The following is a 25,257-nucleotide window of genomic DNA, read 5'->3' as shown; positions in this document are numbered from 1 at the left end:
CAGCGCCGACGCTCTTTGTGATCATGCAGTGCCCGTCCGGCGGGCGTGCCCTCGTCATGCATGATCACGCGGCGCGAAGCGGCAGGTGGGACGGTGTGCGCGGGAACATGTGCATGATCACGCCGCGGCTCGGAGGCAAGGCATCCACACATCACACGTCGCACATCGTTCTGCCCCTACTTGACCGGGGTTCTAAGGGGCCCTAGCCGTCGGTGCCGCGGTCGCGGCGGCGAAGGTAGCGCTCGAACTCGGCCGCGATGGCGTCGCCGCTCGCCTCGGGCAGGTCGGCGGCGTCCTTGCGCTCCTCCAGCTCCCTGACGTACTCGGCGACCTCGGTGTCCTGCGCCGCGAGCTCGTCGACACCGTGCTCCCAGGCGCGGGCCTCCTCGGCCAGCTCGCCGTACGGCATGGGGATGTCGAGCATGTCCTCGATCCGGCGCAGCAGCGCCAGCGTCGCCTTCGGGTTGGGCGGCTGGGCCACGTAGTGGGGAACCGACGCCCACAGCGAGACGGCCTGCAGCCCGGCGGTGCTCAGCGAATGCTGCAGCACGCCGACGATGCCGGTCGGCCCCTCGTACTTCGTCAGCTCCAGGTTGAGCGCGCGGGCGAGACCCGGGTCGCTCACCGAGCCGACGATCGGGACCGGCCGCGTGTGCGGGGAGTCGTTCAGCAGCGCCCCCAGCAGGATCGCCAGCTCGACGCCCAGGTCGTGGCAGAGCCCGACGATCTCGGCGCAGAACGACCGCCACCGCATGTTGGGCTCGATGCCGCGCAGCAGCACTACGTCGCGCTTGGCGCCCGGCGGGCGGGCGAGCAGCAGCCGGGTCGTCGGCCAGATGATGGAACGGGTCAGGCCCTCGCCGAGCTCCACGATGGGCCGGGTGACCTGGAAGTCGTAGTAGTCCTCGGGGTCGAGCTCGACCAGCGGTGTGGCCTTCCACTCCGTCTCCAGGTGGGCGAGCACGCCGCTGGACGCCTCACCTGCGTCGTTCCACCCTTCGAACGCGGCGATGAGCACCGGGTCGACGAGCTCTGGGAGCCCTTCGAGCTCGATCACGCGCCGCCTCCCTCATTGGCCCACACGGCATGGTTCAACCCAAGACTATTCGGTGAGGGTACCCGGGCGTCACCTTCGCGTCTCACCGGCTCGTTGTGCTGCGCCGACAGCCGCGCGGAAGTGACGTGGACATGAGAAGACCCCTCGAAGATCCCTTGAATTGGACATCACGTTCAAGTCGCGGGGGCGCTGTCCCGATAGGCTTGCTCCATGACCAGCAGACCGTCCTTCCGTGAAGTGCTGTCCGAGCGAGTTTTGGTCGCCGACGGGGCCATGGGGACGATGCTGCAGTCCTATGACCCCACCCTGGAGGACTTCCAGGGCCATGAGGGCTGCAACGACGTGCTCAACGTCAGCCGACCCGACATTGTGCGGGCCGTCCACGACGCCTACCTCGCGGTGGGCGTCGACTGCGTCGAGACCAACACCTTCAACGCCAACCGGGCCGCCCTCGGTGAGTACGACATCGCCGACCGGATCTTCGAGCTGTCCGAGGCCGGCGCGCGGCTGGCCCGGGAGCAGGCCGACCAGTGGTCCACGGCCGCCCATCCCCGGTTCGTGCTCGGCTCCATGGGCCCCGGGACCAAGCTGCCCACCCTGGGGCACCTGCCGTACGAGACGCTGCGCGACGCCTATCAGGAGAACGCCGCGGGCCTGGTCGCGGGCGGGGCGGACGCGCTGATCATCGAGACCTGCCAGGACCTGCTCCAGGTCAAGGCCGCGATCGTCGGCGCGAAGCGGGCCATCGAGGCCGCGGGGCGGGATGTCCCGATCATCACCCAGGTCACCATCGAGACCAACGGCGCGATGCTGCTCGGCTCCGAGATCGGCGCGGCGCTGACCGTGATCGAGCCGCTGGGCGTCGACCTGATCGGCCTCAACTGCGCCACGGGCCCGGCCGAGATGAGCGAGCACCTGCGCTACCTGGCCAAGCACGCGCGGCTGCCGATCTCGTGCATGCCGAACGCCGGGCTCCCGCAGCTCACCTCCGACGGCGCCTACTACCCCCTCACGCCCGGCGAGCTGGCCGACGCCCACGAGGGGTTCACCCGAGACTACGGCCTCGCGCTGGTCGGCGGCTGCTGCGGCACGACGCCCGAGCACCTCCGCCAGGTGGTCGAGCGCGTCCGCGGCAAGGCCCGTGCCGTACGGCGTCCGCGCCCCGAGGCGGGGGCGGCCTCGCTCTACCAGCACGTGCCGTTCCGGCAGGACACGTCGTATCTCGCGATCGGCGAGCGGACGAACGCCAACGGGTCCAAGGCGTTCCGTGAGGCGATGCTGGCCGGCAACTACGAGGAGTGCGTCGAGATCGCCAGGGCCCAGGCCCGCGACGGCGCGCACATGCTCGACCTGTGCGTCGACTACGTCGGCCGGGACGGCACGGTGGACATGAAGGAGGTGGCGTTCCGCTTCGCGACCGCTTCGACGCTGCCCATCGTGCTCGACTCCACCGAGCCCGCGGTCATCGAGGCCGGTCTGGAGATGCTCGGCGGCCGCGCGATCGTGAACTCGGTGAACTACGAGGACGGCGACGGCCCCGACTCGCGCTTCACCAGGATGATGCGGCTGGTCAGGGAGCACGGCGCCGCCGTGGTCGCGCTGACCATCGACGAGGAGGGCCAGGCCCGCACCGCCGAGTGGAAGGTCCGCGTCGCGGTCCGCATCATCGAGGACCTGGTCCGCAACTGGGGCATGCGGGTCGAGGACATCATCGTCGACTGCCTCACGTTCCCCATCTCCACCGGTCAGGAGGAGACCCGCCGCGACGGCATCGAGACGATCGAGGCGATCCGCGAGCTGAAGCGGCGCTACCCCACCGTGCAGACCACGCTCGGCCTGTCCAACGTGTCGTTCGGCCTCAATCCGGCCGCGCGGATGGTGCTGAACTCGGTCTTCCTCAACGAGTGCGTCAACGCCGGGCTCGACTCGGCGATCGTGCACGCCTCGAAGATCCTGCCGATGGCGCGGATCCCGGACGAGCAGCGCCAGATCGCCCTGGACATGATCTACGACCGCCGCCGCGACGGCTACGACCCGCTGCAGCGGTTCATGGAGCTGTTCGAGGGCGTGGACGCGGCGGCGCTCAAGGCCGGGAAGGCGGCGGAGCTCGCCGGGCTGCCGCTCTGGGAGCGGCTCAAGAGGCGCATCGTCGACGGGGAGAAGAAAGGCCTGGAGGCCGACCTCGACGAGGCGCTCGCCCAGCGGCCCGCCCTGGAGATCATCAACGACGTGCTGCTCGACGGCATGAAGACCGTCGGCGAGCTGTTCGGCTCCGGCCAGATGCAGCTCCCGTTCGTCCTCCAGTCGGCCGAGGTCATGAAGACCGCGGTGGCCTACCTGGAGCCCTACATGGAGCGGGTCGACGGCACCACCAAGGGCCGGATCGTCCTGGCCACGGTCAAGGGCGACGTGCACGACATCGGCAAGAACCTCGTGGACATCATCCTGTCCAACAACGGCTACGAGGTCGTCAACCTCGGCATCAAGCAGCCGGTGTCGGCGATCCTGGAGGCCGCGGAGGACAAGAAGGCCGACGTCATCGGGATGTCCGGGCTTCTGGTGAAGTCGACGGTCATCATGAAGGAGAACCTCGAGGAGATGAACTCCCGGGGCATCGCCGAGAAGTATCCGGTGCTCCTGGGCGGCGCCGCCCTGACCAGGGCGTACGTCGAGCAGGACCTGGCCGAGCTGTACCGGGGCGAGGTCCGCTACGCCCGCGACGCGTTCGAGGGCCTGCGGCTGATGGACGCGTTCATGGCGGTCAAGCGGGGTGAGAAGGGGGCCGAGCTGCCCGCGCTCCGCGAGCGCCGGGTCAAGACCGGGGCCGTCCTGCAGCGCACGGCGGTCGAGGACCTGCCGTCCCGCTCCAGCGTGGCGGCCGACAACCCGCTGCCCACGCCGCCGTTCCTCGGCGACCGGGTCGTCAAGGGCATCCCGCTCGCCGACTACGCCGCGTTCCTCGACGAGCGGGCCACGTTCATGGGCCAGTGGGGGCTTAAGGCCGCCCGCGGCAGTGACGGGCCGTCGTACGAGGAGCTGGTCGAGACCGAGGGCCGGCCGCGGCTCCGGATGTGGCTGGACCGGCTCCAGACGGAGAACCTGCTGGAGGCGGCCGTCGTCTACGGCTACTTCCCCTGCGTCAGCGAGGGCGACAACCTGATCATCCTCGACGACGCCGGGAACGAGCGGACCCGGTTCACGTTCCCGCGTCAGCGCCGCGACCGGCATCTGTGCCTGGCCGACTTCTTCCGGCCGCGCGAGTCGGGCGAGGTCGACGTCGTCGCCTTCCAGGTCGCCACGATGGGCAACCGGATCAGTGAGGCCACGGCCGAGCTGTTCGCCAAGGACGCCTACCGCGACTACCTGGAGCTTCACGGCCTGTCCGTCCAGCTCACCGAGGCTCTCGCCGAGTACTGGCACGCCAGGGTGCGCTCGGAGCTGGGCATCGGGGGCGACGAGACGCTCGCCGACATGCTCAAGGTGAACATCGCGGGCTGCCGCTACTCCTTCGGCTACCCGGCCTGCCCGAACCTGGAGGACCAGGTGCAGGTCATGGAGCTGCTCGACCCGTCGCGCATCGGCGTGACCCTGTCGGAGGAGTTCCAGCTCCACCCCGAGCAGGCCACGTCGGCGCTGATCTCCCACCATCCCGAGGCGAAGTACTTCAACGTCTGACCCGCCGGGGTGTGTTCGGCGGGGGCCGCTACCCGGCTCCCGCCGAACGGGCATTCCGGGTCGACCTCTACCATGTTGTCCCCCCTCTTATCGTGGGGCGCTCGCTGGGGGAAGGGGCCACGTGGACGCGGTGCTGTTCGACATGGACGGGTTGCTCGTGGACACCGAGCACGTGTGGTTCGAGGTGGAGGCCGAGGTCGTCACGCGTCTCGGCGGATCGTGGGGGCCGGAGCACCAGGAGCAGCTCGTGGGGGGTTCCTGGGAGCGGACCGTCGCCTACATGCTGGCGCTGACCGAGACCGACGTGGATCCGGCCATCGTGGGGGAGTGGCTGATCGACGGCATGGAGAGCAGGCTCGCGGGCGGGGTCACGCCCATGCCCGGAGCCCTGGAGCTGCTGCGCAGCCTCGGAGACCACGGCGTCCGGACGGCCCTGGTCACCTCGTCGCTGCGGGTGATCGCCGACGCCGTGCTGAAGAGCATCGGCCGGGAGTTCTTCGAGGTGATCGTCACGGCGGACGACGTCACGTGCACCAAGCCCCACCCCGAGCCGTACCTCACCGCGGCTGGCCTGCTGTCGGTGGATCCGGCTCGCTGCGCCGTACTGGAGGACTCGCCGAACGGCGTCGCGTCCGCCACGGCGGCGGGCTTCCGGGTGGTGGCCGTGCCGAGCGTGGTCCCCATCGCCCCGGCCACGGGACGGCTCGTCATGCCGTCGCTGCTGGACGTGGACGTCGACCTGCTCCGCTCGCTGATCGCCTGATCACGTCTGGCGTTCGCGCGGGTGGGGGCCGCCGCGCGGGAACGTACGCCTGATCACGGCGGGCGGGTGCGCTGGTCGGGCGGGGCGGGCGGGAGCCTGCGCATGATCACGGCGGGGGTGCCAGGATGGAAGTACGCCGCGTTGAGGAGCCCGTCATGACATTTGACCAGATCACCTGGCTGCCGCTTTGCGCCGGGCTGACGGCCGTCGGGATCGCGCTGAGCTACCTGGCCTTCCGTCGCAGGGGAGTGACGGCCGGCCTTCGCGCGACCGCCTGGTCGCTGCTGCCGCTGGCCGCCTATCTCACCGGGATCCACCGGACGCTGTGGAACATCGGCTCCAGCCTCGTCGGCTTCGTCACGGGCCTGGTCCTGTCGCCGGTGGTCTGGGCCGGTGTGGCCCTCGCCGGGCTGTCGGCCCTGCTCTTCTTCGTGTCCGGAGCCCTGCGCGGCCGCGCCCTCTCCCGGGCCCGTACGGCCGGCACGGCGCAGCCGGGCGCGTCCGGCGCGTCCGGCTCGTCCGGCGGCGCGGCGGGAAGGCCGGGCCGGCCGGAGAAGGGCGACAAGCCGGTGAAGCCGGCCGCCGCCAAGCCGGTCGAGCAGTCCACGGGCAACGCCGCGGCCGACGATTTCTCCGATATCGAGGCGATCCTGAAGCGGCGCGGCATCTCCTGAAATCTCAGAATCTGGGATGTAAGTTACCCGTCAGTGCAATGTCACAGTTCCGCGACACAACCCGTACGGGACTCCGACAAACTTTTCAAGATCAACACGAATGAGTTTCGCATGAATCACAGTTGAGCCACAGGGAGCCTTGAAGGACTGGTCACCGCAGCTCAGCGCATACATTGTGCGTTTCAGAGGGCCTTGCGATCGGCGGGGCCCCGCGCACAATGTCGTCTGGGATCCAGGGGGCCGACACCCATGGCCGCGCGAAGCAAGGTCATCAACAGGCACAGCACCCGCGTCGTGGGGCCATTGAAGGAGGTTCCATGACCGCGCCGCTGGACGTCTCCGGCACGGAGTTGCAGGCCGCTCCGGAAGCCGTCGTAGAAGGAGCGGGGGGCGCCAAGGCCATTCAGGGCCGTTCGCTCGGTCAGATCGCGTGGATGCGCCTCAAGCGCGACAAGGTCGCCATGGCGGGCGCGATATTCGTGATCTTCCTGATCCTGATGGCGATCTTCGCTCCGGTGATCACGGGCCTGCTCGGCCACCCGCCGAACGAGTTCCACCAGGACATGATCAACCCGGAGACCATGGGGCCCAAGGCGAGCTGGGGCGGCATCAACAAGGACTTCCTGTTCGGCGTCGAGCCCGTCAACGGCCGCGACCTGTTCAGCCGGGTGGTCTACGGAGCCCGCATCTCCCTGCTCATCGCCTTCTTCGCCACCATGCTCTCCGTGGCCATCGGCACCGTGCTCGGCATCGTGGCCGGATACTTCGGCGGCTGGACCGACATGATCATCAGCCGGGCGATGGACGTCTTCCTCGCCTTCCCGCTTCTCGTCTTCGCCATCGCGCTGGCCGGGGTCATCCCCGACAAGGCGTTCGGCCTGGAAGGCGACACGCTGCGGATCGTGCTCCTGGTGTTCATCATCGGGTTCTTCAGCTGGCCGTACATCGGGCGCATCATCCGAGGTCAGACGCTGTCGCTGCGGGAGCGGGAGTTCGTGGACGCGGCGCGGAGCCTCGGAGCGCGCGGGCCGTACGTCCTGTTCCGCGAGATCCTGCCCAACCTCGTGGCGCCGATCCTCATCTACTCGACGCTGCTGATCCCCACGAACGTGCTGTTCGAGGCGGCGCTGTCCTTCCTCGGCGTCGGCATCCGGCCGCCGACCGCGACCTGGGGCGGCATGCTGTCGGACGCGGTGCACTTCTACACGGTGCCGCACTTCATGTTCTTCCCCGGAATGGCGATCTTCCTCACCGTGCTGGCGTTCAACCTGTTCGGTGACGGATTGAGGGACGCACTCGACCCGAGGTCCTCCCGGTAGTTCCAGTAGCCCCGGTAACCCCCCGGCTCCTCACAACAAAGGGATAAACAAGAATGACAAGAAGATCTCCGTTGGTCGTCGCGGCACTGAGCGGCGCGTTACTGCTCGGCGTCGCCGCGTGTGGTGGCGGTTCCACGTCCACGTCGCCGAGCGGTGGTAGCACCGGCGGGGCCGCCGCCCCGGCCGCCGCGGACGCGTTCAACGCGGGCATCGGCAAGGTGTTCAACCCGTCGGAGAAGAAGGGCGGCACCATCAAGTTCGCCATCTCCGACGACTTCGACTCGGTGGACCCGGCGGACACCTACTACGGCTTCGCGTGGAACTTCCTCCGCGTCTACGGCCGTTCGCTGGTCACCTACAAGTCGGCCCCCGGCCAGGAGGGCAACCAGGTCGTCCCCGACCTCGCCGAGGCGCTCGGCCAGTCGAGTGACGACAACAAGACCTGGACCTACAAGCTGCGCGCGGGCGTCAAGTTCGAGGACGGCACCGCGGTCACGTCCAAGGACGTCAAGTACGCCGTGCTGCGCTCGTTGGACAAGAAGACCTTCCCCAACGGCCCGACGTACTTCAACGACTGGCTGGACCTCCCCAAGGACTTCGTCAGCGTCTACAAGTCCCCCGACGTCAAGACCGACTCGGCCATCGAGACGCCCGACGACCAGACGATCGTCTTCCACCTCAAGAAGGCCTACGCGGGCTTCGACAACTTCGCCGCGCTGCCCTCGACGATCCCGGTTCCGCAGGCCAAGGACACCGGCGTCAAGTACCGCGAGCACGTGGTCGCGACCGGCCCGTACATGTTCAAGTCGGCGGAGGCGGGCAAGGGCTACAGCCTCGTCCGCAACCCCGCATGGGACGCGGCGACCGACCCGAACCGCAAGGCCCTGCCGGACGGTTACGAGATCGAGGCCAAGGCCAACGCGGATGACCTGGACAACCGGCTGATCAGCGGTGACATCCAGGTGGACCTGGCCGGCACCGGCGTCCAGCCCGCCACCCTCAGCCGCGTCCTCGGCGACCCGACGCTGAAGTCCCGCTCCGACAACCCGACCGCGGCCCGCACCTGGTACTGGTCGGTCATCGGCGACACCAAGCCGCTGGACAACGCCGACTGCCGCAAGGCGATCCAGTTCGCCGCGGACAAGGTCGCGCTGCAGACGGCCTACAACGGCCCGTTCGCCGGTGGTGACATCGCCACCAGCCTCATGCCGCCGTCGATCGCCGGTCACCAGGACTTCAACCTGTACCCGGCCGGCGCCGACAACCACGGTGACGTGAACAAGGCCAAAGAGGCGCTGACCGCCTGCGGCCAGCCGAACGGCTTCGCGATCAACGCGGCCTACCGCGCCGACCGGCCCAAGGAGAAGGCAGCCGGCGAGGCTCTCCAGCAGTCCCTCGCCCGGGTCGGCATCAAGCTGACCCTGAAGGGCTACCCATCGGGTGACTACTTCGCGCTGTACGCGGGCAAGCCGTCCTTCAACAAGGACAACAACATCGGTCTCGCCTCCAACGGCTGGGGCGCCGACTGGAACGACGGCTTCGGCTTCCTGTCCCAGATCGTCGACAGCCGCGTCATCCGCGAGGCCGGCAACTACAACATGAGCGTCAAGGACCCGGCCGTCGACGCCCTCATCGACAAGGCGATGACGACGGCGGACGCCACCGCCCGCAACGGCGTCTGGGCCGAGATCGACAAGAAGGTCATGGAGGACGCCTACGTTCTCCCCGCCGTCTGGGCCAAGGCTCTGACGGTCCGTGGCAAGGGCCTGACGAACGTGTTCGTCAACGACGCCTACGGCATGTACGACTACCTGGCGCTCGGCGTCCAGTAACAACCAACCGAGCGAGGCTAAGGGGGCCGGCCCGGCGGGCCGGCCCCCGGAGCCGGGGGCACAGTGGTCACTTATCTCATCCGGCGCCTGATCGGCGCCTTGGTCATGCTCGCGGTCGTCAGCATGGTCACGTTCTCCATCTTCTTCGTGGTCCCCCGCTGGGCGGGAGCCACTCCGGTCGACATGGCGACCCGATACGTCGGGCGGACCGCGTCACCGGAGATGGCCAGGGCCGCCGCGGAGAAGCTTGGCTTCTTTGACCCGGTGATCGTGCAGTACGGCCGGTGGGTGAAGGCCATATTCGTCGGCGCCGACTACGACTACGGCGCCGGGGTCGAGCACTGCTCCGCGCCCTGCTTCGGGTACTCGTTCCTCAGCCGCCTTCCGGTCTGGCCGGACATGCTCGACCGGCTGCCCGTCACCGCGTCCCTCGCGATCGGTGCGGCGGTCATCTGGCTGATCGCGGGCGTGGCCACCGGCGTGCTGTCCGCACTCAAGCGAGGCAGCTTCTTCGACCGGGCCGCCATGAGCGTCGCGCTCGCCGGGGTCTCCCTGCCGATCTTCTTCACGGGCCTCGTGTCGCTCGTGGTGTTCAGCTACGGGAACCCCTTCCGGATCACGGCTCCGGGCGGCACGTTCACGCCGTTCGAGCAGAACCCGGCGACGTGGGCGTACAACCTGCTGCTGCCGTGGATCACCCTGGCGTTCCTCTACGCCGCCGGATACGCGCGGCTCACGCGCGCCGGGATGCTGGAGACCATGGGCGAGGACTACATCCGCACGGCCCGGGCGAAGGGCCTGCACGAGCGGTCCGTGGTCGTGAAGCACGGCCTGCGCGCCGCGCTCACCCCCATCATCACGATCTTCGGCCTCGACTTCGGGCTCCTCCTCGGTGGCGCGGTGCTGACGGAGAGCACGTTCTCCCTGCCCGGCATCGGCAAGTACGCCATCGATGCGATCATCGCCAACGACCTTCCGAAGGTCATGGGCGTGACAATGCTCGCGGCCTTCTTCGTGGTCTTCGCGAGCCTGATCGTGGACCTCCTCTACGCGGTGGTCGACCCGAGAGTGAGGCTGTCATGAGCTTTCTCGAACTGAAGGATCTGCGCATCCACTTCCCGACCGACGACGGCCTGGTCAAGTCGGTCGACGGGCTGTCCTTCTCGTTGGAGCGGGGGAAGACGCTCGGCATCGTCGGCGAGTCGGGCTCCGGCAAGAGCGTCACGTCGCTCGGGATCCTCGGCCTGCACAAGGGCGGCCGGGCCCGGATCAGCGGTGAGATCTGGCTCGACGGTGAGGAACTCGTCGGCGCGAGCGCCGAGCACGTGCGGACGCTGCGCGGCAAGAAAATGGCGATGATCTTCCAGGATCCGCTGTCCTCGATGCACCCCTTCTACACGGTGGGCCAGCAGATCGTCGAGGCGTACCGCATCCACAACGACGTCAGCAAGAAGGTCGCGCGCAAGCACGCGATCGACCTGCTGGGCCGGGTGGGCATCCCGCAGCCGGACCGGCGGGTGGACAGCTACCCGCACGAGTTCTCCGGCGGGATGCGGCAGCGCGCGATGATCGCGATGGCGCTGAGCTGTGACCCCGAGCTGCTGATCGCGGACGAGCCGACCACGGCGCTCGACGTGACCGTGCAGGCGCAGATCCTCGACCTGATGCGCGACCTCCAGCGCGACTTCGACGCCGCGCTGATCATCATCACGCACGACCTCGGCGTCGTCGCGGAGCTGTCCGACGACATCCTGGTCATGTACGGCGGCAAGTGCATCGAGTACGGCACGACCGAGGACATCTTCGAACGGCCCGAGCACCCGTACACCTGGGGTTTGCTGGGGTCCATGCCACGCCTCGACCGTGAGCCGACCGAGCGGCTCCTGCCGATCAAGGGCTCGCCGCCCTCGCTGATCAACGTGCCGAGCGGCTGCGCCTTCCACCCGCGCTGCGCGTTCGAAGACCGCACCGAGGGCCGGGCGAAGACCGAGGTGCCCGAGCTGCTGGAGACCGAGGGCGGCCACCTCGTCCGCTGTCACATGCCGCGTGACCTGCGGCGGGCCATCTGGGAGAACGAGATCAAGCCGAACCTGGAGGCCGCGTCGTGAGTGAGCTCAGCGAGCGAACCGGTGAGCCGTTGCTGTCCGTTCAGGGGCTGGAGAAGCACTTTCCGGTCACCAAGGGCCTGCTCCAGCGGCAGGTCGGAGCGGTCAAGGCCGTCGACGGCGTCAGCTTCGACGTCCTCAAGGGCGAGACCCTCGGCCTGGTGGGGGAGTCGGGCTGCGGCAAGACGACGACCGGCCGCCTGATCACCCGCCTCATCGAGCCGACCGGCGGGAAGATCGTCTTCGAGGGTCACGACGTCACGCACCTGTCGCAGGGCAAGATGCGCCCGCTCCGCCGCGACGTCCAGATGATCTTCCAGGACCCCTACAGCTCGCTCAACCCCCGGCACACGGTCGGCGCCATCGTCGGCGCGCCGTTCCGGATCCAGGGGATCAAGACCGAGCACGGCACCAAGAAGGCCGTCCAGGAGATCCTGGAACTGGTGGGCCTCAGCCCGGAGCACTACAACCGCTACCCGCACGAGTTCTCCGGCGGCCAGCGGCAGCGCATCGGCATCGCCCGGACGCTGGCGCTCAAGCCCAAGCTCATCATCGCCGACGAGCCGGTCTCCGCGCTCGACGTGTCGATCCAGGCCCAGGTGGTCAACCTCCTGGAGGACCTGCAGAACGAGCTCGACCTCACCTACGTGGTGATCGCGCACGACCTGTCGGTGGTCCGGCACATCAGCGACCGGGTCGCGGTCATGTACCTCGGCAAGATCGTCGAGCTGGCCGACCGCAAGAAGCTGTACGAGTCGCCGATGCACCCGTACACGACCGCGCTGCTGTCGGCCGTCCCGATCCCGGACCCCAAGCGGCGCAAGGAGCGCGAGCGCATCCGCCTCCAGGGCGACGTGCCCTCTCCGCTCAACCCGCCGCCCGCCTGCCGGTTCCACACCCGCTGCTGGAAGGCGCAGGAGATCTGCAAGACGGTCGAGCCGCCGCTGGAGCTCCTCGCCCCAGGCCACCAGGTCGCCTGCCACTTCCCTGAGAACGCCCCCACTTCGGCGACCGCCGCCGCTCCCGTCACGTCGGCGGGCTGATCCCGAACTGACCCTGGAATCTCTGTCCGCCGGTACGGCTCCCGCCCTGTCCCCCCAGACCGTCCGCGGGAGCCGTACCGGCGGGTCTGTTGGTGGGTCTGTCACTGCGTGGCGATGGCCCGCAGCACGTCCATCCTGGCGGCCCGCCGGGCGGGCCAGATGGCGGCCAGGACGCCGACCAGCCCGGCCGCGACGAGGTATCCGGCGAGCCGCCCGCCCGGGATCGCCAGCACGTCGATCCCCTCGCCGGCCAGCGCCGCCTGGACCGCCCAGCCGACGCCGACGCCGACCGCGACGCCGAGCAGGGCCCCGAAGACCGAGATGACCACGGACTCGTACCGGATCATCGCGCGGAGCTGCCGCCTGCCCATCCCGATCGCGCGCAGCAGGCCGATCTCCCGCGTCCGCTCCACCACCGACAGCGCGAGCGTGTTGATGATGCCGAGGATCGCGATGACGATCGAGAGCACCAGCAGGGCGGTGATCATCGTGAGGAGCTGGTTCACGCTGCCGCGCGCCTGCTCCTTCATGTCCGACTGGTCCTGCAGGGTGAGGTTCGGATAGGCCGTGAGGAAGCCGTCGAGCGCCTTCTTCACCGTCGCCGCGTCCGCGGACGGCCTCTTGACGATCAGGACCGACGAAACCTGCGCGCTCGGGTAGTGAGCGGCGTAGGTGCCCTCTCCCAGCAGGTACGACCCCGCCATCGGGTTGTCCTTGTAGATCCCCGCGACCCTGATCGAGGCCGTCGCCCCGTCGGCGTACTGACCGGGCACGGCGGTCCCGGCCTTCCACGAGTTGGCCTTCGCCGTCTTGGCGTCCACCAGGATCTCGTCCGTGCCGGCGGCCAGAGCGCCGGACTCCAGCTCGATCTTGAACGGCTTGGCGAGCCTCGCCGGGTCGGCGACGGTGACGAGGGTCGTCTCGTCCTTCAGCTTGATCTGGGTGTACTTCATGGGGGTGGCGCTCTCGACTCCGGGCACCGCGGCCAGCCCGGCCGCCACCGACGGGTCGAACGACTGGGGAGGCCCGAAGCCCCCGCCCGACGAGACCTGGAAGTCGGCGCCCAGCCCGCTGTCGAGCGCCTTGTCGATGGAGGCCGTCATCGACGACGCGAGCACCGACACCGTGGCGATCAGCGCCATGCCGATCATCAGCGCGGCGGCCGTGGCGGAGGTCCGCCGCGGGTTGCGCTGCGCGTTCTGGCTGCTGAGCTTGCCGGCCGCGCCGGACAGCCGGGCGAACGGCGCGCCCAGCACCCTCGTCACCGGCCTGGCGAACAGCGGGCTCAGCATCGAGATGGCGAGGAAGACCAGCACCGCCCCCGCGCCGACCAGCGCGACCGGGTTGCCGCCGCCCGCCAGGCCGGCCGCGAGGACCGCCCCGCCGGCGAGCGCGAACAGGCCGCCCGTCACCGCGCGGTAGCGTAGCGACCGGACCGGCATCGCCACGTCGTCCCGCAGGGCCGCCACCGGAGGGATCTTCGCCGCGCGGCGGGCCGGGAGGTAGGCCGCGAACAGCGTGACCACCACGCCGACCGCGAACGTCCACACGACCGTGCCGGGCGCGATGACGAGACCGGTCGTGGGGAGGTCCGCGCCCATCGCCTTGAACAGGACGCGCAGCCCGATCGCCAGCCCAGCCCCCGCGAGAAGGCCGGCGAACGAGCCGAACAGCCCCACCCCGAGCGCCTCACCCATGACCGACCGGGTCACCTGGCGGCGCGACGCCCCGACGGCCCGCAGCAGCGCGAGCTCCCTGGTCCGCTGCGCGACCAGCATCGAGAACGTGTTGAAGATGATGAACGAGCCCACGAAGATCGAGATGATGCCGAACGTCAGCAGGAACGTGTTCAGGAAGCCCAGGAACTCCTTCACGTCGCTCGCCGCGTCGTCGGCCGCCTTCTGGGCCGTGATCGCCTCGTAGCCCGCCGGGACGACCGCGCCGACCCGCTTGGCCAGCTCGGCCTGCGAGACCCCGCCCGCGGCCTTCGCCACGATCCCCGAGAAGGCGCGAGGCTTGAGCAGCAGCCGCTGCGCGGTGGCCTGGTCGAACGCCGCGTAGGTCGCGCCCCCGGTGATCCCGCTCCTGCCGACCTTGAAGATCCCGACCACCGTGTACGGCTCGGCCGGCCCCTTCACCACGACCTTGACCCGGTCGCCGGCCCGGTATCCGGTTTTCCCGGCGGTAACCGAGTCGATCGCGACCTCGCCGGGAGCCGCCGGAGCCCGTCCGGTGGTGAGGGCGTACTCCGACAGCGAGCCGAACCAGTCGACGCCGAACTGGGGCGGCCCCTTCCCGCCGACGACCTTGCCGTCCCTGCCGACGATCGCCGCGAAGCCCATGACGTGGCCGCGGGCCTCGGCGACGCCCTCCACCTTCCGGACCTGGTCGAGCACCGAGGCCGGGATGGGCTTGGCGGAGGTGTCGGCGTCGTCGCCCGCGAACGCCTGCTTGGCCTGGACCATCACGTCGATGGTCCGCGCGCCTTCGGAGAAGAGCTCGTCGAAGGCCTTGTTCGTCGTGCTGGAGAAGATCAGCGTACCCGCCACGAAGGCGGTGCCGAGGATCACCGCGAGCGCGGTGAGCGCGAGGCGCAGCTTGTGCGCCCCGAGGTTCTTCAACGTCAGCCGGGCTATCACCGGTCCAGGCCCTTCATGCGCTCCAGGACGCCCTCGGCGGTCGGCTCGGGAAGCTGGTCGACGATCCGGCCGTCGGCGAGGAAGACCACCAGGTCGGCGTAGGACGCCGCGACCGGGTCGTGGGTCACCATCACGATGGTCTGGCCCATCTCCCGCACCGAGTTACGCAGAAAGGACAGCACCTCGGCGCCGGAGCGCGAGTCGAGGTTGCCCGTCGGCTCGTCGGCGAAGATGATCTCAGGCTTGCTCGCCAGGGCCCGCGCGCAGGCGACCCGCTGCTGCTGTCCGCCGGACAGCTCGGACGGCCGGTGCCTGAGCCGCGGCCGCAGGCCCACCGTGTCGATCACCGTGTCCAGCCACACCTGGTCCGGCTTCACGCCCGCGATGTCCATGGGCAGCGTGATGTTCTCCAGCGCCGTCAGCGTCGGGATCAGGTTGAACGACTGGAAGACAAAACCGATCTTGTCCCGGCGCAGCCGCGTCAGCCGCTTGTCGTCCAGCCGGTTCAGCTCCACCTCGCCCACGAACACCTGTCCGTCCGTGACGGTGTCGAGGCCCGCCAGGCAGTGCATCAGCGTGGATTTGCCGGAGCCCGAGGGACCCATGATGGCGGTGAAACGGCCGCCGGGAATGCCCAGCGTCACCCCGTCGAGGGCGCTCACCCGGGCGTCGCCCGTGCCGTACACCTTGGTCACGCCGACCGCTCGGGCGGCGAGCGGCCCGGCCGCGCGGATGGCGTCATCGGTCGTCGGCGCGAGCGCGCCGGAAAAGTCAGCAGTGCCGGTTGTCCCGGTGGTAATGGAGGCGACAGGAGAGGTCATGGCTCGACGCTATTGCCGCTCACGTCCCGGAAGATCGGCCTCCGGGACCGACTTCGCCTGCCCCCGCAGCAGGAGGACCCGGGGTCGCCCCTACTCCCGGAGGAGTAGGACCCTTACGGGAGAGCGCTGTGCTTCACGGCAGAGCGCTGTGCTTCACGGTAGAGCGCTGTGCTTCACGGTAGAGCTCCGGGGGTGATCAGGCCGGTCTCGTAGGCGAGGACGACCGCCTGCACCCGGTCGCGCAGCGCGAGCTTCGTCAGCACGTTGCCCACGTGGGTCTTGACCGTCGTCTCGCTCACCACCAGCTCCGCGGCGATCTCGGCGTTCGACATGCCCTTGGCGATCAGCCGCAGGACCTCCAGCTCACGCTCGGTGAGCCGGTCCAGCCGGGCCGGGGTCGCCTGCTGCTGGGCGGAGGGCAGCCGAGTGGCGAACCTGTCCAGCAGCCGCCGGGTCACGCTCGGCGCGACGATCGCGTCGCCCGCCGCCACCACCCGGATGGCCTGCACGAGGTCGTCCGGCGGCACGTCCTTCAACAGGAACCCGCTCGCCCCGGCCCGCAGGGCCTCCACGATGTACTCGTCCAGGTCGAACGTGGTCAGCACCAGCACCTTCGGCACGTGCGCGGTCGCCGGAGCCTCCCGCACGATGCGCCGGGTCGCCTCGATGCCGTCCATCCCGGGCATGCGGATGTCCATGAGCACCACGTCCGGCAGGAGCGCCCGCGACTGGTCCATCGCCATCGACCCGTCTCCGGCCTCACCGACGACCGTGACGTCGCGCTCGGCCTCCAGGATGAACCGGAATCCCGTGCGCAGCAGCGGCTGGTCGTCGACCAGCAGGACGCGGATCGTCATGGTCTGTCCGAGGAGCGTGATGCCCCGGCGTGGGTGGAAGGGATCGTGATCGTCATGGTCTGTCCTTGAGGGGGAACCGGGCCCGGACCTCGAACCCGCCCCCGTTCCGGGGGCCGATCCGCAGGACTCCACCATAGAGCGCGACACGCTCCCGGATGCCCACCAAGCCGTGCCCGGTGCCGGTGGCTCGCCCGAGCTCCGCCGCCGCGCCCCGCCCGTCGTCCTCGACGTGGACCGTCAGCTCGTTCTGCTCCTGCCGTACGGTCACCCAGGCGCGGGCGGCGGGACCGGCGTGCCGGAGGCTGTTGGTCAGCGCCTCCTGGACCAGGCGGTAGGCCGCCAGATCCACCCCCGGAGGCAGCCCCCGGTGCTCGCCCTCGATCCAGAGCTGGGTCCGCAGGCCCGCCTCCCGCATCTGCTCCACCAGCGTCGGAAGGTCGCTCATGCCCGGCTGCGGCCCCCGCTCGGCGGGGCCGTCGGTCCGGAGCACCCCGACGATGTTGCGCATCTCGGCCATGGCCGTGCGGCCCATCTCCTCGATCGCGGTCAGCGCGTCGCGCGCGACATCCGGGTTGCTGTCGAGCATCTTGCGCGCCGCCGAGGCCTGCACGGTCATCACGCTGACATGGTGGGCGACCACGTCGTGCAGCTCGCGGGCGATGCGGGAGCGCTCCTCGGCCCGGGCCGCCCGCGTGTCGGCCTCCCTCGCCCGCTCCAGCCGGTCGGCCCGATGGACCAGCTCCGCCATATACGCCCGGCGCAGCCGGACGCTCCGGCCGCTGACCCAGCAGAGCATGATCACCACGGCGACCACGAGGTGGTCGGTCCACGACAGCGGTCCGGCCCCGATGGCGACGCTGATGCCGTACTGGGCGGCGCAGATGGCGAGGCCGGCCAGGCTCAGCGCCAGCCCTCGATAGGCGGCCACCGTATAGAGCAGGACGAGCCCGGCGATCTCGCTGAAGCCGCTGTTGTAGCTGAGCGCGTCGAGCACCCACTGCGGGATGCCGGTCAGCACGAGCAGCACGAACGGCCAGGGCCGGCGCAACGCCACCGGCAGCGTGCACAGCGCCGACAACAGGACGTTGAAGGCGTCCGAAGGCCGGAGGTCCAGGTGTGGGACGTCCTGCCAGCGGGCCAGCATCTCGGGGCTCGTGAGCAGGATCAGCGCCGATGAGCCGGCCGTCAGCACCACCGCGAGGATCAGGTCACCGATGAAGGGATGAGCTCGGAGCCAGGACCGGTAGTCGCCGGGGGTGGTGCGCACGTATCAAATTTAGGACGTCACAGGATCACACCACCCTGCTCGCGACGGATATCCCGCTCATTCGATCGGATGAGACCGCGCCCCCAGCATGTCTTCACAGCTCACACGTCTTCACAGCTCGTCCGTGGCGGACCTTCTCGAGACGCGCGGCGACATGCCGGGCTCCCGGTCCGGGACGGGCGGGGGAGTGCCCCCGAACTCCGGGCACAGCGCCTGATGATCGCACCAGTCGCACAGGCGCGAGGGCCGGTGGCGCCACTCCTTGGTGCGGATCGCGCGCTCGATCGCCACCCACAGGGCCTCGACCTTCCGCTCGGTGGCCCGCAGGTCGGCCTCGTCCGGGACATACCGGACGATCTCCCCGTTGCCCAGGTACATGAGCTGGAGCATCCGCGGCACGGTCCCGTTCACCCGCCACAGGGCCAGCGCGTAGAACTTCATCTGGAACAGCGCCTTGGCCTCGAAGTCGCGCCGCGGCGCCGTGCCCGTCTTGTAGTCGACGACCCGGACCTCGCCGGTGGGGGCCACGTCGAGCCGGTCGATGTAGCCGCGCAGCAGCAGGCCGCTGTCGAGCACGGCCTCCACGTACATCTCCCGCTCGGCGGGCTCCAGCCGCTGTGGGTCCTCCAGCGTGAAGTAGCGCTCGACCATCCCCCGGGCCTGCCCGAGCCACGCGTCGCGCTCCTCGTCGGCCGTGAAGAGCCCGGCGTACTCCGGCTCCTCGGCCAGCAGACGCTCCCACTGGGGCTCCAGCAGGCCCTGCGCCGCCGCGACCGTCCGCGCCTCGGCGGGCAGGTCGTACAGCCGCTCCAGCACGGCGTGGACGAGCGTGCCGCGGACCGCCGCGGGGGAGGGCCGCTCGGGAAGCTGGTCGATCACCCTGAACCGGTAGAGCAGCGGGCAGGTCATGAAATCACCGGCACGAGAGGGGGAAAGGGCGCCGATGATCGCGCGCTCTTCGGCGAGGGTCATGCCCGCACTGTAGGACACCGGGGCGACAGAACGCGCCCGGCCGCGGCCCGGGCGGCGGCGGTTCGCCGGTCGCGCGCGAGATCCAAGAGACACGACCTAGGCTGATCTCACCTCGTCGCGCGTAGCATCGAGGTCAAGGAGGGAAGGCGGCCATCATGAGCACACCTGTCAACGGGTCCCCGGGGCTGCGGATGGGGCGCCCGTTCGGCATTCCGGTATACGTCTCGCCGACGTGGCTCATCGTGGCGGCCTTCATCACGATCAGCTTCCAGCCGTGGTTCGCGGGAAGACTGCCCGGCTACAACGAGATCGCCACCTACGCGGTCGCGCTCGCCTTCGCCGTCCTGCTCTATCTCTCGGTCCTCCTGCACGAGCTCGCCCACTGCGTGGTCGCCAAGCACTACGGCCTGCCGGTGCGCCGCATCACGCTCTACCTGCTCGGCGGGGTCTCGGAGATCGAGCGCGAGCCCGAGACGGCGGGGCGGGAGTTCAACGTGGCCTTCGCCGGGCCGCTGGTCTCGCTGGGGCTGGCGGGGATGGGCTACCTGGTGTCGCGGTACCTCCCGTCCGAGGGCATCGTCGCCGTGCTGATCTGGCAGCTCTACGTGTCGAACTTGATCGTCGGCATCTTCAACCTGCTGCCAGGGCTGCCGCTCGACGGCGGCCGGATGCTCAGAGCGGGAGTGTGGAAGATCACCCGGGACTCGACGACGGGCACCGTGGCCGCCGCCTGGGTGGGCCGCGGCGTGGCGGTCGCCGTGGTCGTCATCCCCCTGCTGCTGAACCTCATGGCCGGGCAGGAGCCCCGCACCTGGGACATCCTCTGGTCGGTCGTGCTCGCGTCGTTCATCTGGATGGGGGCGTCCCAGTCGCTCAGGGTGGCCCGGGTCCGGGCCCGGCTGCCGCAGCTCCGCGCGCGCCTGCTCGCCAGGAGGGCGCTCCCGGTCACCGCCGAGGTCCCGCTGTCGGAGGCGCTGCGGCGCGCGAAGGACGCGGGCGCGGGGGCCATGGTGGTGGTCGACCACGACGGCCGGCCCCTCGGCATCGTCAACGAGGCCGCCATCAACGCCACCCCCGAGCAGCGCAGGCCGTGGGTCAACGTCGGCTCCCTGGCCCGGACCCTGGAGCCCTCCCTGGTCCTCGGCGCCGATCTGGAGGGCGAGTCGCTGCTGGACGCCATGCGCGGCACACCATCGGGGGAGTACCTGCTGGTCGAGCGCGGCGGCGAGATCTACGGCGTGCTGGCCACGGCCGATGTCAACCGCATGTTCTCCGGTGTCTGAACGGCCCGCCCCCTGTTGTGCCGCACCCGTTTTGTCGCACTCGTCTTCCGGGTCGCCTGGAGCTAGGGTTCTGGTGAACTGATCAGGAGTGTGAAGTGGCGAGCCCGTCAGGTGCCGGTGACGTTGAACGCCACCCTGCGTTCCAGGCTGTTCGGCCGGGTGGCGTCGACTCCGGAACGCCGTCTACCGTTCTTTTTGCTACGTTCTGTGGTGATCAATGCGGTCGTCCGGTGGCGTTTCCGGGAGGGAGAGTTCTGTGACGGAACAGGGCGTGGGGGTGGTCCGCCCGCTGCCGGGTGAAGGCGTTGTCGCCCATCTGAACGGCTTGCTGCTGGTGTGCGCAGCCGGTCCGCTGGTCGAAGAGCTGCTGGGAGCGCTGCGGGAAACCGCGGCGACCGGCGGGGACGGCCGCGCGCTGGCGCGGCGGGCGGCCCAGGTCCTCGCGCGTGCCATGGACGGGCCGGGCGCGGGGGAGCCGGTGGCCTGCGCCATCGCCGGCCCGGCGGGAGGCGGTGTCGCGGTGCTGGTCAGCGGCGCCGCGACCGCGACTGTGTCCGGCGGCCCCGACGGCGATGTCCACCTCAGCGGGCGTGACGCCCTGACCTGGACCGACCGGCTCGTCAACGGGCCCGTGGCCAGGATCGAGCTGCGCCTCCCCGGGGCGGGGCCGTCGAGCCCGTATTCCCGGTTGGACGGCGGCGTCGTGGCCGGAGCGGGCGTCGAGTGCGACTTCGCCCAGGGCGGCGACGTGGCCTACCTGCCGCCGCCGCGCCCGTCGGCGCAGCACCAGGCGCCGCAGTTCCCTCCAGTGGGGCCGCCGGAGCCCATCGCCGCGCGCGGGCCCATCGTGCCGCCGCCCCCGATGCCGCCCCTGCCGCCGATGCCCCCGGCAGGCCCGCCACGAGACTCCGCGCCGGCGCACGTGCCCCAGCCCGCGCACGGTCCCGGGCCGCAGCCGCTCCCGCCGTCCGGCCCGCCGGGCCCGTCGGGTTCTCAGCCGCCGCAGTCGCAGCCGCCGGGGTCCCAAGGGCCCGGGTCGCCACCGCCTGGATCTCAGTCGTCGCAGCCGCTGCCGCCGGTGCCTCGGGTGTCGCCGCTGCCGCCCGTGCCCCCCCTGCCGTCAACCGGCCCGTCTTCTGGGTTGTCTTCTGGGCCCTCCTCCGACCCGTTCCCGGTCTCGCCGCCCGCGCCGCCTTCGGAGCAGGTGTCAGGCCCGATCTCTGGATCGTCGTCCCCGCCGCTGTCGGAGCCCCGCCCCGCGTCCGGTCCGGTCGAGGACGGCTCGCAGCGCCGGGACGGCGGGCGCGGCACGGGTGGCACAGGGGGTACGGGCGGCACGCCGTTCGAGCCGTTCCGGTCCGCCGGCGACGAGGACCCGGGGGAGGCCACCCAGTTCGACGCCACCCCCGACCTTGGGCCGCGGCCCATGGTGTACGGCGTGGACTGCAAGAACGACCACTTCAACGACCCGCGCGCGCCGTACTGCGCGGTCTGCGGCATCCCGATCGACCAGCGCTCGGTGGTGCCGTACAAGGGGCCCCGCCCGTCGCTCGGCGTGCTTTTACTGGACGACGGGATGACGCTGCCGCTGGAGACCGACTACGTGCTGGGGCGCGACCCCGAGCGGGCGCCGGAGGTGCAGTCCGGCGAGGCGCGCCCGGCCCGGGTGACCAGCCCCGACGGCTCGGTATCACGGCGGCACCTGCGGGTCGCCCTCGACAACTGGGACGTCACCCTCATCGATCTGGAGTCGGTGAACGGCACGCAGATCCAGCCGCCCGGCGACCCGAACTTCTACGACATCCCGCCGAACGAGCACGTGCCGATCCCTCCCGGGACGACGGTGCGCCTCGGGGTGTCCCGGACGATGCGGTACGAGTCCCACCGCGACGCGTAGTGCCCGAACCGGGCGCCTCCGCCCGGCCGGCGCTCACAGGTCCAAGTGATCGAGCTCGTGCGGGATGAGCCGTACGAGCCGACCGGCTGGAGCAGCGAGCTTGGGGTGACGGGTGCTCATGGGCTGAGGTGATCCAGCTCGCGCAGGATGAGCCGTTCGAGGCGGTCATCGGTCACCCTGCCCGGATAGAGCAGCCGGTGGACGCTGAGCCCGTCGACGAGCGCGAGCAGCCGCTCGGCGATGTCTTCGAGGTCTTCGTCCGTCCGGATCTCTCCCGCCTCGGCGGCCGACTGGAGCAGGCTGAGCACGAGGTAGCGCAGCTCGGCCGCCTCCCGCCGCTGGACCTCCAGGAGGTCGGGGCTGGTCAGGCTGCGGCCCCAGAACCCGATCTCGAGCCCGGTCTCCTGGACCCGGTCGTCGTCGAGCGGGACGTTGTCGAGCAGCACCTCCCGGAGCGCCGCGAGGCCGCCGAGGCCGGACAGCTTGTCCGCGAGCCGCTCGGCGATCCGGCGGTGTGACGCCTCCAGGGCCGAGACCAGGATGTCGTCCTTGTCGGCGAAGTAATGGGTGAGCACCCCGTTGGAGTATCCGGCCTCCTTCGCGATGGCCCGGGTGGTCGCGGCCTCGATGCCGTCGCGGAGGATGATCCGGCGGGCGGCCGCGACGACCTCGCCGCGCCGCTCCTCATGGTCAACGATCTTGGGCATTCCGGCGCCCCCTTCCCGTTGACATTTTAGTCGGGCGCCCGTCTATTATCCGCACATGACGGTTGTCACGGTTGGCGTCCACATCGTGGACGTCCTGGCGCGCCCGGTGGAGTCCCTTCCGGCGGGTCAGGACACGCATCTGCTGGAGCAGATCCGCATCACCGCGGCGGGCGCCGCCGCCGGCACCGCGGTAGACCTCGCCAAGATCGGCGTTCCCGTGGCGTCTCTGGGCGCGGTGGGCGACGACGAGCTCGGCGACTTCCTCATCATGATCATGGAACGGCATGGCGTCGACGTCGGCGGGATCGTCCGCAAGCCGGGGGAGCAGACCGCGGCCTCCATCCTCCCCATCAGGCCGGACGGAGGGCGGCCCTCCTTCCACGTCCCGGGAGCCAACCTCGGGTTCTCCGTGGCCGATCTCGACCAGGAACGGATCACCGGCGCGAAGATCGTGCACCTCGGCGGCATGGACGTCACCTGGGGGCTGCACGACCCCGCGTTCTTCGCGCTGCTGGACAAGGTCCGCGAGAACGGCGCCGTCGTGACCATGGACCTGCTGTCCAACATGCCCGATCTCATGCCGGGTGTCGTGGCGTTCCTGCCCCACGTCGACTACCTGCTGCCCAACGAGGAGCAGGCGCTCATGCTGACCGGGGCGGCTACCGCCGAGGAGGCCGCCGCCGCGCTGCTCCGCCAGGGGCTCCGGGGCGTGCTCGTCACGCTGGGCGCAGAGGGCAGCCTGGTCGCCACCGAGTCCGGGCACACGCGGATCCCCGCGCTCGACGTGCCGGTGGTGGACACGACCGGCTGCGGCGACGCCTACTGCGCGGGCTTCGCCGCCGGGCTGCTCGACGGGCGCGACGTCGTGGGAGCCGCCGAGCTCGGCACGGCCGTCGCGGCCCGGGTGGCCGGCGGCCTGGGCTCCGACGCCGGACTCGACGGCCCCGTCACCGGCTAGGCACGCCGTACCGGCCCCCCTTTCTCGCGGGCCGTACGGCGCGGACCGCGCGGGCCCGGCCCAGCGGGAGGCCCCGCCATCGACGACTTCGAACAGGAGAACCCATGCCCGAGATCCCCGGCGACGCCTCACTGCGGGAACGCGCCGCCAAGGTCATCCCCGGTGGCATGTACGGCCACCTCAACGCGGCCCTGCACGGTGACAAGTACCCGCAGTTCTTCGTCAGGGCGGAAGGCGCGCGGCAGTGGGACGCCGACGGCCGCGAGTACGTCGACCTCATGTGCAGCTGGGGGCCGATGATCGTGGGCCACCGCAACCCCCGGGTGGAGGAGGCCGCCGCGGCCCAGCAGGCGTCCGGCGACTGCCTCAACGGCCCCGGCCCGGTCATGGTGGAGCTCGCGGAGCTGCTGGTCGACCTCATCCCGTCGGCCGACTGGGCGATGTTCTCCAAGAACGGCACCGACGCCACCACGCAGGCCCTCATGGTGGCCAGGGCCGCGACCGGCCGGACCAAGGTCCTGGTCGCCCACGGCGCGTACCACGGCGCGGACCCGTGGTGCACTCCCGGTCTGTCCGGGGTGACCCCCAACCAGCGCGCCGACTCCATCGAGTTCACCTACAACGACCTCGCGTCCGCCGAGGCCGCCGCGGCCCAGGCGGAGGGAGACGTCGCCGCCATCCTGGTCACGCCGTTCAAGCACGACTCGTTCGAGGACCAGGAGCTGGCCGAGGCGGGCTTCGCCACCGGGGTCCGCGCCCTGGCCGACCGGCTCGGCGCGGCCCTCGTCATCGACGACGTGCGGGCCGGGTGGCGGCTGGACCTGCGGGGCTCCTGGGAGCCGCTCGGCGTCCGGCCCGACCTGACGGCCTGGAGCAAGGCCATGGCCAACGGCTTCCCCATCGCCGCCGTCACGGGCACCGACGCGCTGCGCGGCGCGGCCCAGTCGCTCTACTCGACCGGGTCGTTCTGGTTCTCCGCCACCGCGATGGCCGCCGCCAGGGCGACGATCGAGATCCTCCGCGAGACCGACGGCGTGGCGCTCATGCACCGCGCGGGCTCCCGCCTGCGGGAAGGGCTGGCGGCCCAGGCGGCCTCCCACGGGTTCGTGGTCAACCAGACCGGGCCGGTGCAGGTGCCGTGGCTGTCCTTCGAGGGCGACGCGACCCTGGAGAAGGCCATTCACTGGGCCGGAGCCTGCCTGGACGAGGGCGTCTACCTCCACCCGTGGCACAACTGGTTCCTGTCGGCCGCCCACACCGACGCGGAGATCGACCGCGCGCTGCGGGGCACCGACGCCGCCTTCGCCAAGCTCAGGGCCGCCTTCGGCGCCGATTGAGGCAAGAGCCCGCACGCACCGTCCTGCCTGGCGCTTTGTGTAGCGTGATCA

The 25,257-nt window shown here is 70.3% G+C and carries 19 protein-coding genes; 12 read left to right on the top strand and 7 right to left on the bottom strand.

Features of this window, described 5'->3' with window-relative positions; all coding sequences use genetic code 11:
• Positions 1-202 precede the first annotated feature (202 nt).
• Positions 203-1,057 (bottom strand): PAC2 family protein, encoded by an 855-nt coding sequence (locus ABH927_RS02040; RefSeq protein ID WP_261585664.1) that lies wholly within the window; start codon positions 1,055-1,057, stop codon positions 203-205.
• A 210-nt stretch (positions 1,058-1,267) separates the two neighbouring features.
• On the opposite strand from ABH927_RS02040, the gene metH reads away from it, so the two are divergent.
• The 8 genes from metH to ABH927_RS02000 all read left to right on the top strand — a co-directional run bounded on the left by metH (position 1,268) and on the right by ABH927_RS02000 (position 12,468).
• Positions 1,268-4,732, top strand: coding sequence for a methionine synthase (metH, locus tag ABH927_RS02035; protein WP_370017682.1), 3,465 nt, complete (start codon positions 1,268-1,270; stop codon positions 4,730-4,732).
• Positions 4,733-4,853: 121 nt separating this feature from the next.
• Complete coding sequence (locus ABH927_RS02030) at positions 4,854-5,495, top strand: HAD family hydrolase (protein ID WP_370017681.1); 642 nt, start codon at positions 4,854-4,856, stop codon at positions 5,493-5,495.
• Positions 5,496-5,650: 155 nt separating this feature from the next.
• A complete protein-coding gene (locus ABH927_RS02025; RefSeq protein ID WP_370017680.1) occupies positions 5,651-6,169 on the top strand; it encodes a cellulose synthase in 519 nt (172 codons plus the stop codon).
• A gap of 317 nt (positions 6,170-6,486) precedes the next feature.
• Positions 6,487-7,488, top strand: coding sequence for an ABC transporter permease (locus ABH927_RS02020; protein ID WP_370017679.1), 1,002 nt, complete (start codon positions 6,487-6,489; stop codon positions 7,486-7,488).
• Between the two features lie 53 nt (positions 7,489-7,541).
• Positions 7,542-9,320: an ABC transporter substrate-binding protein gene (locus ABH927_RS02015; protein WP_370017678.1), complete on the top strand. Its 1,779-nt coding sequence runs from the start codon at positions 7,542-7,544 to the stop codon at positions 9,318-9,320.
• 63 nt (positions 9,321-9,383) lie between these two features.
• A complete protein-coding gene (locus ABH927_RS02010) occupies positions 9,384-10,403 on the top strand; it encodes an ABC transporter permease (protein WP_370017677.1) in 1,020 nt (339 codons plus the stop codon).
• On the top strand, positions 10,400-11,428 hold the full coding sequence (locus tag ABH927_RS02005; RefSeq protein WP_370017676.1) for an ABC transporter ATP-binding protein: 1,029 nt from the start codon (positions 10,400-10,402) through the stop codon (positions 11,426-11,428). Before ABH927_RS02010 ends, ABH927_RS02005 begins: the two co-directional genes overlap by 4 nt.
• A complete protein-coding gene (locus ABH927_RS02000) occupies positions 11,425-12,468 on the top strand; it encodes an ABC transporter ATP-binding protein (RefSeq protein WP_370017675.1) in 1,044 nt (347 codons plus the stop codon). Before ABH927_RS02005 ends, ABH927_RS02000 begins: the two co-directional genes overlap by 4 nt.
• Positions 12,469-12,569: 101 nt before the next feature.
• Here ABH927_RS02000 and ABH927_RS01995 read toward each other — a convergent pair whose 3' ends face one another.
• The 5 genes from ABH927_RS01995 to ABH927_RS01975 all read right to left on the bottom strand — a co-directional run bounded on the left by ABH927_RS01995 (position 12,570) and on the right by ABH927_RS01975 (position 19,024).
• Positions 12,570-15,107 carry an ABC transporter permease gene (locus tag ABH927_RS01995; protein WP_370017674.1) on the bottom strand — a complete coding sequence of 846 codons (2,538 nt, stop codon included), beginning with the start codon at positions 15,105-15,107 and terminating at the stop codon, positions 12,570-12,572.
• A complete protein-coding gene (locus ABH927_RS01990) occupies positions 15,104-15,928 on the bottom strand; it encodes an ABC transporter ATP-binding protein (protein WP_370017673.1) in 825 nt (274 codons plus the stop codon). Before ABH927_RS01990 ends, ABH927_RS01995 begins: the two co-directional genes overlap by 4 nt.
• A gap of 173 nt (positions 15,929-16,101) precedes the next feature.
• On the bottom strand, positions 16,102-16,785 hold the full coding sequence (locus tag ABH927_RS01985; protein ID WP_370017672.1) for a response regulator: 684 nt from the start codon (positions 16,783-16,785) through the stop codon (positions 16,102-16,104).
• A gap of 52 nt (positions 16,786-16,837) precedes the next feature.
• Positions 16,838-18,052, bottom strand: coding sequence for a sensor histidine kinase (locus tag ABH927_RS01980; protein ID WP_370017671.1), 1,215 nt, complete (start codon positions 18,050-18,052; stop codon positions 16,838-16,840).
• 111 nt (positions 18,053-18,163) lie between these two features.
• Positions 18,164-19,024 carry a RecB family exonuclease gene (locus ABH927_RS01975; RefSeq protein WP_261588135.1) on the bottom strand — a complete coding sequence of 287 codons (861 nt, stop codon included), beginning with the start codon at positions 19,022-19,024 and terminating at the stop codon, positions 18,164-18,166.
• 155 nt (positions 19,025-19,179) lie between these two features.
• On the opposite strand from ABH927_RS01975, the gene ABH927_RS01970 reads away from it, so the two are divergent.
• Together ABH927_RS01970 and ABH927_RS01965 are read left to right on the top strand one after the other, a co-directional pair.
• On the top strand, positions 19,180-20,307 hold the full coding sequence (locus ABH927_RS01970; protein WP_370017670.1) for a site-2 protease family protein: 1,128 nt from the start codon (positions 19,180-19,182) through the stop codon (positions 20,305-20,307).
• Positions 20,308-20,563: 256 nt separating this feature from the next.
• A complete protein-coding gene (locus tag ABH927_RS01965) occupies positions 20,564-22,204 on the top strand; it encodes an FHA domain-containing protein (RefSeq protein WP_370017669.1) in 1,641 nt (546 codons plus the stop codon).
• A 116-nt stretch (positions 22,205-22,320) separates the two neighbouring features.
• Here ABH927_RS01965 and ABH927_RS01960 read toward each other — a convergent pair whose 3' ends face one another.
• Complete coding sequence (locus tag ABH927_RS01960; RefSeq protein ID WP_370017668.1) at positions 22,321-22,911, bottom strand: TetR/AcrR family transcriptional regulator; 591 nt, start codon at positions 22,909-22,911, stop codon at positions 22,321-22,323.
• 55 nt (positions 22,912-22,966) lie between these two features.
• Here ABH927_RS01960 and ABH927_RS01955 point away from each other — a divergent pair, with 55 nt between their 5' ends.
• Together ABH927_RS01955 and ABH927_RS01950 are read left to right on the top strand one after the other, a co-directional pair.
• The gene (locus tag ABH927_RS01955; protein WP_370017667.1) at positions 22,967-23,869 is read left to right on the top strand and encodes a carbohydrate kinase family protein; all 903 of its coding nucleotides are present in this window, start codon (positions 22,967-22,969) and stop codon (positions 23,867-23,869) included.
• 104 nt (positions 23,870-23,973) lie between these two features.
• Positions 23,974-25,206, top strand: a complete 1,233-nt coding sequence (locus ABH927_RS01950) for an aminotransferase class III-fold pyridoxal phosphate-dependent enzyme (RefSeq protein WP_370017666.1) — start codon at positions 23,974-23,976, stop codon at positions 25,204-25,206.
• The last annotated feature ends 51 nt before the right edge of the window (positions 25,207-25,257 follow it).

This window comes from Planotetraspora sp. GP83 (genome assembly GCF_041262585.1).
In the GTDB taxonomy this organism is placed as follows: domain Bacteria; phylum Actinomycetota; class Actinomycetes; order Streptosporangiales; family Streptosporangiaceae; genus JAOEGB01.
Note: the sequence above shows the minus strand (reverse complement) of the source record. Positions and strands in the feature narration are given on the sequence as shown.